A 13398-nucleotide genomic window follows, 5' to 3' on the forward strand; every position below is an offset into this window, starting at 1 on the left:
GCTCCGGGGGCACAGCTACTTGCGCTTCTTCTCGGCCTTCGCGGCGGCCCTGATGGCCTTGGCCTCGCGGTCGCGGGCGCCGTCCACGATCCGGCTGAACTTCTTCTCCAAGTCGCCCTGGTAGACGTTCTCGCCGGCCAGGCCGCGCTTGGACATGCGGGCGGTCAGCCACGCCATCTTGGTGATCTCACCCGCGGTGAACTTCGGGTCCTTCGCCATCGCTGGACTCCCTTCGGAGACCGGGGCTGTCCCGGCTCCCCTCACCACCCCGACCGCACGGGTCGGGGTGGATCGGGCAACCGTCAGCGCGAGCGGCGGCGCAGATCCCGCCGCCGGGCCTTGCGCAGGTTCTCCACGGCCGCGGCCCCCTCGGCGCTGCCGGTCGACTTCACGACCGTGCGCACCGCCCAGGCGAGGATCAGGGCGAGGAACGCGAGCATGGCCATGTCGGCCGCGATCGCGGTCAGCGCGCCGACGAGCAGGGGGCCGAAGTAGACCCCCGCCGTGACGACTCCACCGCCCATGCCGGCCCCCAGGGCGAGACGCTGCATGGTGCGGTCGGGCGGGGCCTGGTGGATGTGCTGGTGCACGACCTGAGGCCCGGCCGCCGGCATCACGGCGGCGGGGAGCTGGTCGCTATAGGCGTAGGTGCCGTTGGGGAGCTGCACGACTCCGTGGATGGGCTCAGGCAGGGAGTTCACGGATATGTCTCCTCTCAGCGGGCGGTGTCGTGGGCGGGGTGGTCAGCTGCGGTTTCCTGCCAGCGGCGGCGCTCCCCGGCGCTGACGCGCTGGGTGCGGACCGTGAACGCGCAGCCGGGGACCGTGCAGCGGTAGGTGGACGCGCTCCACAGGAACAGGGCGCGGTCGGTGGCCTTGAGCATCACGAACGCGCAGCACAGCGCACACGAGAGCAGCAAGGACACCGGCAGGTGGTAGGAGTGCAGGCGCCAGGCCGTCACCGACCCGAAGGCGATGCTGTTGCCGGCGCTGACCACGGAACCGATTCGAGCGGCGAGCGGGAGCATGAGCAGTCCTCTCAAAGCAGGTCAGGCGCTGGCGGGGCGGGGCAGGGCGCGGCACTTGTCGGCGTGGCGCTGGGCGGACTCGCGTAGGGCCCAGACCGGGCCCTGCGGGTGGTTAGTCGTCCAGTCGCAACCGCCGCAAAGGGCCGTGGCCGGGACGGTTCCGGGCACCTGCAGGACGTCGATGGTGGCGCCGGCCAGGTTCAGGTACCGGTACACCGCATCGGTGGGCCACGCGGTCGTGATCGGGGTGCTCACAGCAGCTCTCCTTGATGGGCTTGGGGTGTTCAGGCGGCGACGGGCGTGTTCGCGTCGCGCAGTTCCTGGTAGCGGGCGTTCGCCCAGCCGACGGACCAGCCGGTCAGCTCAGCAGCCACCCGCACGGCGAGGCCGGCCGTGAACGCTGCGCGCACGGTGGCCCGGGCCTGCTCCTCGGGGAGCTTCTCGGCCGGCGGACCGGCGGCCAGCAGCGCGGCGCGTTCACGCTCGATGCGCTGCTGTTCACGCTCACGCTCAAGGCGTTCACGCTCGGCCTGTTCGGCCCGGGCCCGCTGTTCACGCTCCGCCTGCTGCCGGGCAGCAAGCTCCCGCTGCTGCGCGGCCAGACGTTCAGCGTGTTCACGCTCGGCCTGCTGCTGTTCGCGCTCAAGGCGTTCACGAGCTTCACGCTCGGCTGCTGCGGCAGCGTCGGCTCGGGCCTGCTCCTCGCGCCGGATCCGCTCCTGTCGCTCGGCTTCCTCGCGGATCAGCCGGGCCTCGTGTTCACGCTGTTCACGGGCGAGCGCCGCCTCATGCTCACGCCGTTCACGGACCCGCTGCTGCCGGGCTTCCTCCCGCTCCTCAGCAGCCCGCGCGCGGGCCTGCCGGGCCGCTTCCTCGCGGGCTTCCATGGCGAGGACGGCGGCGGTCAGGGCCCGCCGGTAGGCGAGTCCGGCCTCAGCCGTGACGATCAGGAGCAGGGGCGCCACCGAGTGGATCGCGACCCCGACCAGGTCCCCGACCAGCGCTGATGCGCCGACGTTCAAGGCCAGCGTCATGGCGCCGGTCATCCAGCGCAGGGCCACCGGCCAACCGCCGGCCCGCCCGTCCAGGCGGGCCAGCGTGGCATCGAGCCGGACCACGATCACCACCGCCGCATCGACCACCAGCGGCAGGATCGGCGCCGTCCACACCCACGCCCGCGGCGTGTGGGCCGCCATCAAAGGTGTGACGGTCAGCACCGAGAACAGCACGGCCCCGCCCACGATCAGCCATGTACCGACCGACAGGGCACGCTCGGTTGAACGCAGTTGAACATCGTTCATGCCGCACCCCCGACGGCCGGGGCGACGTGGGCCACGGCGATCAGGACCACGGGCGAGGCCGGGTTGCCGTACTGCTCGGCGTCCTCCATCCAGTCCCACTCAGGCGGCCCCGTGAGCACGTAGCCCAGCGCCTCAAGCGCTTGTGCGCGCTCGGCCAGCGTCGGCACCGCGGCCCCCGTGAAGCGGTGCGTGGGCCATTTGGGGACGCCGAACTTGATCACGTACAGGTGCCACCGGCCGGACCGGCAGGCCATCTGCGCCCGCGCCATCACGCCACCGCCCCACCGGCCGCCGGCGCCAGGTTCGCCGCCTCCACCCGGGCCGCCAGCACCCGCCGGTAGGCGTGCCGGACCCGGCGGGCCTCGAACTGCGACGCCGGCCGGTCCAGCAGGACGATCAGCGCGTCCAGCAACTCGACCTCCGCCAGGACCAGCGGCATCTCCGCCTCGACCGCCTCCAGCTCCGCGGCCGTCGGCTCCAGATCGGCCGGCAGGCGGGTAACACCCACGTGACGTGCAACGATGGACTTCATTGGGTCTTGCTCCTCTCAGACAGGAACGGGCCCGAACCGCGCCCCCGGTGTTCGAGCACCGGGGGCGCACCTCGTTGTGAAGCGGGAAGGGCTCCGGCTCCCCTCAACCCCGCCCGGGGGGCGGCGGCGGGGGGGGGGGGGGGGGGGGGGGGCCCCCCCCCCCCCGGGGGGGGGGGGGGGGGGGGCGGGGGGGACCCCCACCCCCCCCGCGCCGCCCCCCCCCCCCCCCCCCCCCCCCCCCCCCCCCCCCCCCCCCCCCGCCGCCCCCCCCCCCCCCGGGGCGGGGGAGGCAACCGGCCGCAGCGCTGCTGCGGAGTGCAGGCTTCGCCGCACGCCGTTGCCGCGGCGGGCGGTCCCGAGCCTGTGAATCGGTGCGTCATGGTCTCTGCTCTGACGCCAGCAGGGCGGCCGTGCCAGGTGGCGCCCCAGGATCAGGGCGTTCTCCAGAGCTGACACGCGGATGAAGGTGTCGCCGCCGGCGAGTAACCCATCGCCCGGGGCCGGGACCCGCCCGACACGGATCGGGATCACGCCCGACTCGTCGTACTTCGCATCACTGTTCAGTTCTCAAGGTGCGGACGCTTCCTTCAGACCCCTTTCGAGGGCCCTCCGGGCGCCACCAAGCAGACCTTCAGGAGCCCCTTTCAGGGCCCATTTGGTGCGCACCAGAAGAATGGCATCTGGTGCGCACCAGATGCAACCCCTTCGCTCGATCGGGGCGCCTCGGTGCTGCCTGGCGTGATTCAAGGAAACGGCGGAAGCGGGGGTCGTCGGTAGCCAACTGGGGTTAACCTCAAGGGTGTTAACCCGCTCCCACCTGCGGCGATTCGGGTGACCGCCCGGGTGGACGGACTCGCTCGGAGGCGATGCAAGTGGGCAGGGGCTTACGGTCGATTCGGAAAGCGCGCGGTTGGTCGCAAGACCGCTTGATCTTCGAGATGGAGCGGTACTCGCGCGAACGGCTCGTGGACATCGCTGCCACGGCAAGCCTGAAGACGTACGTGTCGGAGTGGGAGAACGGCAAGCGTGCCATCAGCGCGCGGTATGCCGAGATCCTGCGCCCCCTGCTCGGCGTCACCGACGCCGAACTACGCGGCGAACCTGAGAAGCCAGCGGAGCAGCAGGCGGACGGGTACGAAGACCTGCTGAGCCGGATCGACTCCGCGCGGAGCATCAGCGATTCGATGGTGAAGACGTTCTTCGACCAGACGGAGCTGTTGCGCACGATGGACCGGGAGATGGGCGCGGCCAGCCTTGTTGACCAGATGGCCGGCCACCTGGGCCGGATGGAAGACGCGCTGACCTTCGCTGTGCTCCCCGGTACGCGTCGGCCGATCGCCACCGCGCTTGCCGGCGCGGCCACGCTCGCCGCGTGGCAGGCGCTGGATGCGGGGTCCGTCGAGCGGGCGTGGCGGCACTACGAACTTGCGAAGCGGGCCGCTCAGGACGCTGATTCCCCGCTCTACCTCGCGCACGCGATGGGTGAGCAGGCGTACGTGCTGCGGGACGCCGGGCGCCCCGGTATGGCCGTAGAGCTGATCCGGGACGCCCAGCGCACGCACACGGGCCGCCAGTCTCCCCGCCTCAAGGCGTGGCTCAGCGCGGCCGAAGCAGAGTTGTGTGCCGCAGCCGGCATGGGCGATGAGGCCCGGCGCGCTTTGGAGGATGCCGCGGCCACCCTTCCGGACGAACCGGAAGCGCGGGATGCCGACATGGCGAGCATCTTCCTCAACAGCGGCCATCTCGCACGGTGGCGGGGCAACGTGCTGGCCCTGCTCGGGGACGGCGCAGCGATGGAAGAGCTGTACGCCGCTCTGAACGCGGCCGATGGGTCCTTCGTCCGCGCGCGGTCCGGCCTACACAGCGACCTCGTTCAGGCGCATCTCGCCCGCGGTGAACTGGACGAAGCGCGCTCCCACCTTCAGCAGGCCCGATTGCTGGCGAACCGCACCGGGTCTGTGCGGTTCCGCCGGCGGGTGGAGATGCTTACCGGGAGGCTGTAGGCCGCGACGCGAGAAGGTGCAGCAGGGCGACGAGGGTCCCCGAGCCCATCAGCTTGCCCTCGGCCATCAGCCCCGGGATCTCGTCCAACGGGATCCAGGCGACTTGGCCGGCTTCCTCGGCGTCGGTGGGCTCGCCCACCTTCGTGGCCCCGTGAGCTACGAAGATCTCGTGTGGCGAGTCCACCATGCCGATCATCGGCTGGTAGGTGACCACGTGCTCAACGTTGGCAGGGCGCCAGCCGGTCTCTTCCTCGGTTTCCCGGGCCGCCGTGGTCGCGGCATCCTCGCCGGCGTCCACGATGCCGCCAGGCAGTTCCCAGCCTGACTGGTCCGGTACGAAGCGGTAGCGCCACAGCATGAGTACGCGGTCCTGGTCATCGACCACGGCGGTGATCGCCACACGGAAGAGCCGGACCACGTGGTGCTCGAAGCGCTCGACACCCGGCGGCTCCACGTCCACGAGGTCGAGGTTGACCCATCGGTTCTCGTAGATGTGCCGGGACCCGTGGATCGTCCACGGCTCCACCTCGTCGGGGGCGGGCACCCCCGACGGGCCGACGACACGGTACGAGCTGCGGTCGTACGCCTTGATGAAGCGTTCGCTCACGAGTCGCGCGAGCACCTGCCGCAGCGCGGTACGGCCGATCTCAAGCTCAGCGGTCAAGGTGCGCTCGGACGGCAGCTTGTCGCCGGGCGCGAACCGACCCTCCTCGATCCAGGTCCTGATCGTCTCGTAGACCCTCTGTGTCTTGGGTCCCATCCTCGGCGCACACTCCCGGATCGTCGGCTGGTGCTCGCCAGCGTAACGGGGGAGCGGAGCGGTTGACTCTGTCACTCAGATCTCTCTCTCCAGGCGGGGACAGGTGAGTACCAGCGGGGCCGTCTGTGGGCCGTCGGGGGACACCCCGCGACACCCGACGACGACCCCTAACGACCAGAAAGCCCCCGACGCCAATCGGCGTTGGGGGCTCCGTCCGGGCAGCTAGATCCAGGTGTCCAGCCACATGCGGCTGCGCCAGGAGTCCATGGGCAGAGTCTGGCCCGTGTAGATCGGATAGAAGTAGATGAAGTTCCACACGATGAGCAGGACGAGGACACCCGCGCCGATCGCTCCGGCCGCGCGGCGGCGCTCGGTGGATCCGGCCGGTCCGAGGAGGGCGCCGATCATCATCGCCAGGGCCAGGCAGAGGTAGGGAACGAAGACGACGGCGTAGAAGAGGAAGATCGTCCGCTCTTGGTAGTGGAACCAGGGTAGGTAGCCGGCGGCCACACCGCAGGCGATCGCTCCGGCTCGCCAGTCGCGGCGGAAGGCCCACCGCCACAGGACGTAGAGCAGGGCGAGGCTGGCGGCCCACCACAGGAGGGGGGTACCCAGTGCCAGCACCTCGCGGGCGCACTTGCCGGTCTCGGTGGCCGGGCAGCCGGCCTGGCCGGGGGCGGGGGATTCGTAGAAGTACGAGACGGGACGGCCCAGGACCAGCCAGCTCCACGGGTTCGAGTCGTAGGTGTGGCCCGAGGTGAGCCCCACGTGGAAGGAGTACACCTCGGTCTCGTAATGCCACAGACTGCGTAGCCATTCGGGGATCCAGGCCCAGTCGGTCGAGCCCTGTTTGGCGGCCCAGTCGCGGAAGTAGCCGCCCTTTCCGTTGTCGGGGCTGAGGATCCAACCCGTCCAGGACAGCAGGTACGTGCCGATCGCCACGGGCACGGTGGAGAGGAACGCGGGTAGTGCGTCCCGTCTGAGCACCGCCGGGTACGGGCTGCGGGCGCCGGCCACTCGGCGTGCGCCGACGTCCCACAGGACCGTCATGATCCCGAAGAAGGCGAGGACCACCAGGCCGTTCCACTTGGTGCCGAAGGCCAGTCCAAGGCACACGCCGGCGAGCAGGCGCCAGGGGCGCCAGCCCAGGCGGAGCGTGCGCGCCACGTCCGGATCGGGTCGGGACAGGCCCTCGGCGTCTACGGGCAGCGCGTTCGCCAGTCGTGCGCGGGTTCTGTCGCGGTCCACGACCAGCGCCCCGAAGGCAGCCAGCACGAAGAACATCAGCACCTGGTCAAGGAGAGCCGTGCGGCTCATGACGAAGTGCAGGCCGTCGACGGCGAGCAGCAGGCCAGCGAGACAGCCCAGGAAGGTGGAGCGCAGCAGCCGTCGTCCGATCCGGCAGAGCAGGAACACGGACAGGGTGCCGAGGAGTGCGGTCATGAACCGCCAGCCGTAGGGATCGAGGCCGAACAGCCATTCACCGGCGCCGATGATCCACTTTCCGACCGGCGGGTGCACCACGTAGCCGGGGTCGAGGGGCAGGGTGACCGAGGAGGGGTCCTTGATGATCGACTTGTCGATGTCCTTGGGCCAGTTGGCTTCGTAGCCCTGCTGGATAACCGCCCAGGAGTCCTTGGCGTAGTACGTCTCGTCGAATATCACGGCCTTGGGACTGCCGAGGTTCACGAAGCGCAGCAGCCCGGCGACCAGCGTCACCAGCAGCGGCCCCACCCATGCCGCCCAGCGCCAGACGACCGCTGCCGAGGCCGGATCCAGACCGAGGGCCGCCCACAGTCGGTCCGCGGGCCTGGCGTACGGCGGTACCAGTCGCTCCCGCACTCCGCTGTGCCCGGGGGCCACATAGCCGAAGCCGCGCAGCCTGCGCAGCCAGGCGGGCTGCTCCTCGCCGCGGGCCGGGCCGGGTGGCGAGGCTGCGGGGCCGTTCGGTGATGTCGCGGTACTGGTCACCGGGTCATCGTAGGGAAAGGATCTATGGATGTGGGGCCCGGCGCCCGTGCGGGCGGTGGACGTGCGGGGGCTGCGAGGATGGTGCAGTGACCACTGAACTGCCCTCCGGACCGTTTTCCTCCCACGACACCGACGCTCCCTCGGCGGGTGTGCTGGTGCTCGCCGGCACACCCATCGGCGATGTCGCCGATGCGCCGCCACGGCTCGCCGCGGAGTTGGCGAGGGCGGACGTGGTGGCCGCGGAGGACACCCGACGGCTGCGCGGGCTCACCCGCGCCCTGGGGGTGCACACCTCGGGCCGGGTGCTCTCGTACTTCGAGGGCAACGAATCGGCGCGCACCCCGGAGCTGGTCACGGCGCTGGAGGGCGGCGCCCGGGTGCTGCTGGTGACCGATGCCGGCATGCCCTCGGTGTCCGATCCGGGCTACCGCCTGGTCGCGGCGGCGGTGGAGAAGGACATCAAGGTGACCGCGGTGCCTGGTCCGTCCGCGGTGTTGACCGCGCTGGCGTTGTCCGGGTTGCCCGTCGACCGGTTCTGCTTCGAAGGCTTCCTGCCGCGCAAGGCGGGGGAGCGGTTGGGGCGGCTGCGCGAGGTGGCCGCGGAGCGCCGGACCCTCGTCTACTTCGAGGCTCCGCACCGTCTCGACGACACGCTCGCCGCGATGAGCGAGGTCTTCGGCGGGACCCGGCGCGCAGCGGTGTGCCGAGAGTTGACCAAGACCTATGAGGAGGTCAAGCGGGGGTCCCTGGCGGAGCTCGCGCAGTGGGCCGCCGAAGGGGTGCGGGGGGAGATCACGGTGGTGGTGGAGGGAGCCGCGGAGCCCGGCCCGGCGGAGCTCGACGCGGAGGAACTGGTGCGCAGGGTGCAGGTGCGCGAGGAGGCGGGGGAGCGACGCAAGGAAGCCATCGCGGCGGTTGCGGCGGGTGCCGGGCTACCCAAGCGAGAGGTGTTCGATGCGGTCGTGGCGGCAAAGAATGCGGCTCGAAATGTGCCCTAAGTCGCCAAAGAGCTAACCTGAAAGGCAAAGCTCAGACCGCGCACCGGGCAGTTGGGGCATGAATGAGCCAAGGCCCGTCCAATACTCGACAGGGCCTGATGCGCTCCCGCCGGAACAGGCGTCCACTGGCATGGACACCAGCGGACCAGAGGAGCTGGCATGAGTGAAATCGCAGACACCCCCGTCCCGGCTACCTCCGCCTCACCTGCCGCCAGTGGTGTGCGCACGGTGCACGAGGCGTACTCCTTTGCCTGTATGAAATGCGGCTACGGCTGGGAGCAGTCGTACGCCATCGAGCACCACGTCGACGGGCGCGGTGAGCCCTTCATCATCTACCTGGCAGACGGTGAGCGGGTGCCGTCTCCCCTGTCCAACCCGACGTGCATGAACTGCGGCGGTCACGTGGTGCGCATCATGCGCGAAGGGCAGGTGTCCTCCGTCCTCGGCATGATCGACCAGCTGTACCACCACCAGATCGCCCCCGGCATCGCGGGCCCCGTCCCGGCGGGGGCGAACACGCCCAAGGGGACCGGGGCGCCCAGGGGAGCCCGGCGCCGGAGCGCGCACGACGCACCCGGCCCAGTGGCCGTCCCGGCCGCCGAACGGACCGGACTGTTCGGCCGGATCTCCGCCCTGTTCCGCAAGGGGTGAGGCAGGGGGGCCGGGCCGGCCCCTCGTACCATCGGGCCCATGAGCCCCAAGGAAGCACCCGTACCGCTGCCCGCGCCGCTCCGGGTGGCGGTGGCCGACTCCCACACCCACCTCGACATGCAGGACGCCGAGGTCGAGGAGGCACTCGCCAAGGCCGCCTCGGTGGGCGTCACCACGGTGGTGCAGGTGGGCTGTGACCTGAAGGGATCCCGATGGGCGGCCGAGGTGGCCGCCGCCCACGAAAGCGTGCACGCGGCGGTCGCCCTGCATCCCAACGAGGCGCCCCGGATCGTCCACGGTGATCAGCCGGGCGGCGGTCCCCGCGCCAGCGCCCGCCAGCCCGGCGGGCAGGCGGCGCTGGACGAGGCCCTCCAGGAGATCGACCGCCTCGCGGGCCTGCCACACGTCAAGGCGGTGGGCGAGACCGGACTGGACTACTTCCGCACAGGCCCGCACGGCACGGCCGCCCAGGAACGGTCCTTCCGGGACCACATCGAAATCGCCAAGCGGCACGACAAGGCACTGGTCATCCACGACCGCGAGGCGCACGCCGACGTGCTGCGCATCCTGCGCGAGGAGGGCGCGCCCGAACGGACCGTCTTCCACTGCTACTCGGGCGACGCGGCGATGGCCCAAGAGTGCGCCGCCGCCGGCTACTTCCTTTCCTTCGCGGGAAACGTCACGTTCAAGAACGCCCAGCCGCTGCGGGACGCGCTCGCCGTGGCGCCGCTGGAACTCGTCCTGGTGGAGACCGACGCGCCCTTCCTGACTCCCGCGCCTTACCGCGGACGGCCCAACGCGCCGTACCTGATCCCCGTCACCGTGCGTGCGATGGCAGCCGTGCGGGGGATCGAGGAGGACGCCATGGCGGCGGCGCTCGGGGCGAACACAGCCCGGGCCTTCGGTTACTGACGGGCCCCAGTGCCCCTTCCGGCAACACCCCTCGACACGCTGGGTGACCGTCCGGCTTTGGTGGGTGACGGTCCGGCGCGCTAGTGTCCCGGCCCGCACCGGCCGCAGCCGGAGGGACCGGACCACGGGAGCGAGCGTCGTGAGCGAAACGCAGGGCAGCCACCGGGCAGGACACGGCGGCGGTCGCCGCAGGGGCCGCACGGCCCAGGCCGCGGCCCCTGTACCGTCCCCCGCCCGGCCGCCCGAGCTGCTGCCGGCCTCGGACGGCGCGCCCCACGTGCCCGCGCCCCGCGGTGGCGCGCGGCGCCGCAAGGCGGTCGGCGCAGGCGGCCCGGAGGGCTGGCGGCGCCTCATTCCGCAGGCCCTGGTGGTGGCCTTCCTGGCGGGCGGCACCTCCGCGTTCGTGGCCAGCGACAAGGCCGTCCGACTGACCGTCGACGGCCGGCCGCGCACCCTGCACACCTTCGCCGACGACGTCGGCGAGTTGCTCGCCGCCGAGGACGTCCCGGTCGGGGAACACGACCAGATCGTGCCCGCGCCCGGCGTCGCCTTGGACAGTGGCGACGAAGTCATCGTCCGCTACGGCCGCCCCCTGGCGCTCACCCTCGACGGTCGGCGGCGCACCCTGTGGACCACGGCCCGCACGGTCGAGGGCGCGCTGCGCCAACTCGGTGTACGCGCCGAAGGCGCCTATCTGTCCGTGTCGCGGTCCGCGGCGATCCCCCGCCGTGGACTGACCTTGAGCGTGCGCACCGAGCGCACCGTCACCTTCCTCGCAGACGGACGGGAACGGACCCTGCGCACCAATGCCGCGACCGTGGGCGAGGCGCTCGGGCAGGCGGGGATCAGCCTCCAGGGGCAGGACGCCACCTCCGTGGCCACCGCGTCCTTCCCGCGCGACGGCCAGACCATCACGGTCATGCGGATCACCGGCAGTCAACAGATCCGCGAGGAGCAGATCCCGTACGACATCGAGCGCACCAAGGACGACACCCTCTTCGCCGGCACCGAGGTGGTCGACCAGGCCGGCCGCCCCGGCACCCGCCGGGTCACCTTCGCCCTGCGCACCGTCAACGGTGTGGCGCAAAAGCCGCGGCGGGTCTACGAGGAGGTCCTCCGTCGGCCCGTGACCCAACGGGTCCGGGTCGGCACGCGCAAGCTGCCGCAGTCGGTGGCCGGGGCGGACGGACTGAACTGGCGTGCCCTCGCCGCCTGCGAGTCCGGCGGCCGGGCCTCGGTGGTCGACCCTTCGGGCACCTACGGGGGCCTCTACCAGTTCGACGTGCGTACCTGGCAGGGGCTCGGTGGCAGCGGTCGCCCACAGGACGCATCCGCGACGGAACAGACGTACCGGGCCAAGAAGCTCTACGTGCAGCGGGGGGCGAGTCCGTGGCCGCACTGCGGCCGTAGGCTTTACCGGTGAGCACCACTGAGCCCCACGAGACATCCGACGACGAGCAGCGCGGCAGCGGACCCTCCCAGGACGCGCTCCTCGGCCCTGCCGACATCCGCGAACTGGCCGCTGCGCTGGGCGTGCGCCCGACCAAGCAGAAGGGTCAGAACTTCGTCATCGACGCCAACACCGTGCGCCGTATCGTGCGGACCGCCGGGGTTCGGCCGCAGGACGTGGTCGTGGAGGTGGGCCCCGGGCTTGGTTCACTGACCCTCGCACTGCTGGACGCAGCCGCGCACGTCACCGCCGTCGAGATCGACGACGTCCTCGCGGCGGCGCTGCCCGCGACCATCGAGGCCCGGATGCCGCAGAAGGCCGGCAGCTTCGCGCTGGTCCACTCCGACGCCATGCTGGTGGAGGAACTGCCGGGGCCGGCGCCGACCGCGCTGGTCGCGAACCTGCCGTACAACGTGGCCGTACCGGTGCTGCTGCACATGTTGGAGCGTTTCCCCACCATCGAGCGGACCTTGGTGATGGTCCAGTCGGAGGTGGCCGACCGGCTCGCCGCCCGCCCGGGCAACAAGGTGTACGGCGTACCGTCGGTGAAGGCGAACTGGTATGCGGAGGTCAAGCGGGCCGGCGCCATCGGCCGCAATGTCTTCTGGCCGGCGCCCAACGTCGATTCGGGTCTGGTCTCCCTGGTGCGCCGCACCGAGCCGGTCAAGACCACCGCCGCGAGAGCGGACGTGTTCGCCGTGGTCGACGCGGCGTTCGCGCAGCGGCGCAAGACGCTGCGCGCGGCGCTGGCGGGCTGGGCGGGCTCGGCTGCCGCCGCCGAGGTGGCCCTGGTCGCCGCCGGGATCTCACCGCAGGCCCGCGGGGAGGCCCTGACGGTCGAGGAGTTCGCGAGGATTGCCGAGAACAAACCGCAGGGGGCGCGGGCATGAGCGTCACCGTTCGTGTTCCGGCGAAGGTCAACGTCCAGTTGGCGGTCGGTGCGGCCCGCCCGGACGGGTTCCACGACCTCGCCAACGTCTTCCTCGCCGTCTCCCTGTACGACGTGGTGACCGTCACCCCCGCCGATGCCCTGACCGTCACCTGCTCCGGCCCGGACGCCGACCGCGTCCCGTTGGACGGCACCAACCTGGCGGCTCGTGCCGCCGAGCTCCTCGCCTCCAGGCACGGTATCGAGCCCCGCGTCCACATCCACATCGAAAAGGACATTCCGGTCGCCGGTGGGATGGCCGGAGGCAGTGCCGACGGCGCCGGCGCACTGCTCGCCTGCGACCGGCTGTGGGGGACCGGCAGTTCCCCCTCCGACCTGCTGGAGCTCTGCGCCGAACTGGGCAGCGATGTTCCGTTCAGCCTCGCGGGTGGTGCCGCGCTGGGCATCGGACGGGGTGAGCAGCTGAGCTCGTTGGAGGTCGGCGGTGCCTTCCACTGGGTGTTCGCCGTCGCCGACGGCGGTCTGTCCACGCCGGCGGTGTACCGGGAGTTCGACCGGCTGGCAGCGGGCCGCGCCGTCCCCGAGCCGGCCGCCGACCCGGTCCTCATCGACGCCCTGCGCGCCGGTGACGTGAACGCCCTGGCCGCGTCCTTGGCCAACGGCCTCCAGCCGGCGGCCCTCTCGCTGCGCCCCGAGCTCGCCACCACCTTGGACGCCGGTCTGGCCGGCGGGGCGTTGGCGGCACTGGTCTCGGGCTCCGGCCCGACCACCGCCTTCCTCGTCGATTCCCAGGAGAGCGCCGACAAGGTCGCCGCCGGGCTGTTGGCCTCGGGCACCTGCCGCGCCGCCCGGGTGGCGAGCTCCCCGGCGCCCGGGGCCACGGTCCTGGGCGACTGACCGGCCG

16 protein-coding genes are annotated in these 13398 nt (G+C 71.6%); 7 read left to right on the forward strand and 9 right to left on the reverse strand.

The annotated features are described in order from the left end of the window. Window positions 1–15 precede the first annotated feature (15 nt). The 7 genes from ACFYMC_RS14110 to ACFYMC_RS14140 all read right to left on the reverse strand — a co-directional run bounded on the left by ACFYMC_RS14110 (window position 16) and on the right by ACFYMC_RS14140 (window position 2860). The gene (locus ACFYMC_RS14110) at window positions 16–219 is read right to left on the reverse strand and encodes a DUF6257 family protein (RefSeq protein WP_388523705.1); all 204 of its coding nucleotides are present in this window, start codon (window positions 217–219) and stop codon (window positions 16–18) included. 83 nt (window positions 220–302) lie between these two features. Continuing rightward, window positions 303–701, reverse strand: coding sequence for a DUF6251 family protein (locus tag ACFYMC_RS14115; RefSeq protein ID WP_388523708.1), 399 nt, complete (start codon window positions 699–701; stop codon window positions 303–305). Window positions 702–715: 14 nt separating this feature from the next. Further along, entirely contained in the window at window positions 716–1027 is a 312-nt protein-coding gene (locus ACFYMC_RS14120) for a hypothetical protein (protein ID WP_388523711.1), read from the reverse strand. A gap of 21 nt (window positions 1028–1048) precedes the next feature. Further along, window positions 1049–1282, reverse strand: a complete 234-nt coding sequence (locus ACFYMC_RS14125; protein WP_388523714.1) for a hypothetical protein — start codon at window positions 1280–1282, stop codon at window positions 1049–1051. Window positions 1283–1311: 29 nt separating this feature from the next. Continuing rightward, complete coding sequence (locus tag ACFYMC_RS14130) at window positions 1312–2328, reverse strand: DUF2637 domain-containing protein (RefSeq protein WP_388523717.1); 1017 nt, start codon at window positions 2326–2328, stop codon at window positions 1312–1314. Continuing rightward, complete coding sequence (locus ACFYMC_RS14135) at window positions 2325–2597, reverse strand: DUF6303 family protein (protein WP_388523720.1); 273 nt, start codon at window positions 2595–2597, stop codon at window positions 2325–2327. The genes ACFYMC_RS14130 and ACFYMC_RS14135 overlap by 4 nt, the downstream gene beginning before the upstream one ends. Beyond that, a complete protein-coding gene (locus tag ACFYMC_RS14140) occupies window positions 2597–2860 on the reverse strand; it encodes a DUF6284 family protein (RefSeq protein ID WP_388523723.1) in 264 nt (87 codons plus the stop codon). The genes ACFYMC_RS14135 and ACFYMC_RS14140 overlap by 1 nt, the downstream gene beginning before the upstream one ends. Before the next feature lie 872 nt (window positions 2861–3732). Between ACFYMC_RS14140 and ACFYMC_RS14145 the strand changes: the two genes are divergently transcribed. Further along, a complete protein-coding gene (locus ACFYMC_RS14145) occupies window positions 3733–4863 on the forward strand; it encodes an XRE family transcriptional regulator (RefSeq protein WP_388523726.1) in 1131 nt (376 codons plus the stop codon). On the opposite strand, the gene ACFYMC_RS14150 is transcribed toward ACFYMC_RS14145, so the two are convergent. Together ACFYMC_RS14150 and ACFYMC_RS14155 are read right to left on the reverse strand one after the other, a co-directional pair. Further along, window positions 4847–5623 (reverse strand): NUDIX domain-containing protein, encoded by a 777-nt coding sequence (locus ACFYMC_RS14150; protein WP_388523729.1) that lies wholly within the window; start codon window positions 5621–5623, stop codon window positions 4847–4849. The two genes, ACFYMC_RS14145 and ACFYMC_RS14150, sit on opposite strands and share 17 nt — an antisense overlap. Before the next feature lie 222 nt (window positions 5624–5845). Next, complete coding sequence (locus tag ACFYMC_RS14155) at window positions 5846–7594, reverse strand: dolichyl-phosphate-mannose--protein mannosyltransferase (RefSeq protein ID WP_388523732.1); 1749 nt, start codon at window positions 7592–7594, stop codon at window positions 5846–5848. Between the two features lie 86 nt (window positions 7595–7680). Here ACFYMC_RS14155 and rsmI point away from each other — a divergent pair, with 86 nt between their 5' ends. The 6 genes from rsmI (at window position 7681) to ACFYMC_RS14185 (ending at window position 13391) form a co-directional block, all read left to right on the forward strand. After that, window positions 7681–8592 (forward strand): 16S rRNA (cytidine(1402)-2'-O)-methyltransferase, encoded by a 912-nt coding sequence (rsmI, locus tag ACFYMC_RS14160; RefSeq protein WP_388523734.1) that lies wholly within the window; start codon window positions 7681–7683, stop codon window positions 8590–8592. Between the two features lie 159 nt (window positions 8593–8751). Beyond that, a complete protein-coding gene (locus ACFYMC_RS14165) occupies window positions 8752–9243 on the forward strand; it encodes a hypothetical protein (protein WP_388523737.1) in 492 nt (163 codons plus the stop codon). Window positions 9244–9282: 39 nt separating this feature from the next. Further along, complete coding sequence (locus ACFYMC_RS14170; RefSeq protein ID WP_388523740.1) at window positions 9283–10155, forward strand: TatD family hydrolase; 873 nt, start codon at window positions 9283–9285, stop codon at window positions 10153–10155. Window positions 10156–10294: 139 nt separating this feature from the next. Continuing rightward, entirely contained in the window at window positions 10295–11578 is a 1284-nt protein-coding gene (locus ACFYMC_RS14175; RefSeq protein WP_388523743.1) for a ubiquitin-like domain-containing protein, read from the forward strand. Then, the gene (gene rsmA / locus ACFYMC_RS14180; protein ID WP_388523746.1) at window positions 11575–12495 is read left to right on the forward strand and encodes a 16S rRNA (adenine(1518)-N(6)/adenine(1519)-N(6))-dimethyltransferase RsmA; all 921 of its coding nucleotides are present in this window, start codon (window positions 11575–11577) and stop codon (window positions 12493–12495) included. The genes ACFYMC_RS14175 and rsmA overlap by 4 nt, the downstream gene beginning before the upstream one ends. Beyond that, window positions 12492–13391, forward strand: a complete 900-nt coding sequence (locus ACFYMC_RS14185) for a 4-(cytidine 5'-diphospho)-2-C-methyl-D-erythritol kinase (protein WP_388523749.1) — start codon at window positions 12492–12494, stop codon at window positions 13389–13391. Before rsmA ends, ACFYMC_RS14185 begins: the two co-directional genes overlap by 4 nt. The last annotated feature ends 7 nt before the right edge of the window (window positions 13392–13398 follow it).

The sequence above is a fragment of the Streptomyces sp. NPDC006879 genome (assembly GCF_042869595.1).
GTDB lineage: Bacteria > Actinomycetota > Actinomycetes > Streptomycetales > Streptomycetaceae > Streptomyces.

Bases quoted from the DNA above. Each gene is read 5' to 3' on its own strand.
- ACFYMC_RS14170 (WP_388523740.1), top strand. From the start codon at position 9,283: ATGAGCCCCAAGGAAGCACCCGTACCGCTGCCCGCGCCGCTCCGGGTG.
- ACFYMC_RS14130 (WP_388523717.1), bottom strand. From the start codon at position 2,328: ATGAACGATGTTCAACTGCGTTCAACCGAGCGTGCCCTGTCGGTCGGT.
- ACFYMC_RS14135 (WP_388523720.1), bottom strand. From the start codon at position 2,597: ATGGCGCGGGCGCAGATGGCCTGCCGGTCCGGCCGGTGGCACCTGTAC.
- ACFYMC_RS14150 (WP_388523729.1), bottom strand. From the start codon at position 5,623: ATGGGACCCAAGACACAGAGGGTCTACGAGACGATCAGGACCTGGATC.
- ACFYMC_RS14185 (WP_388523749.1), top strand. From the start codon at position 12,492: ATGAGCGTCACCGTTCGTGTTCCGGCGAAGGTCAACGTCCAGTTGGCG.
- ACFYMC_RS14165 (WP_388523737.1), top strand. From the start codon at position 8,752: ATGAGTGAAATCGCAGACACCCCCGTCCCGGCTACCTCCGCCTCACCT.
- ACFYMC_RS14120 (WP_388523711.1), bottom strand. From the start codon at position 1,027: ATGCTCCCGCTCGCCGCTCGAATCGGTTCCGTGGTCAGCGCCGGCAAC.
- ACFYMC_RS14140 (WP_388523723.1), bottom strand. From the start codon at position 2,860: ATGAAGTCCATCGTTGCACGTCACGTGGGTGTTACCCGCCTGCCGGCC.
- ACFYMC_RS14110 (WP_388523705.1), bottom strand. From the start codon at position 219: ATGGCGAAGGACCCGAAGTTCACCGCGGGTGAGATCACCAAGATGGCG.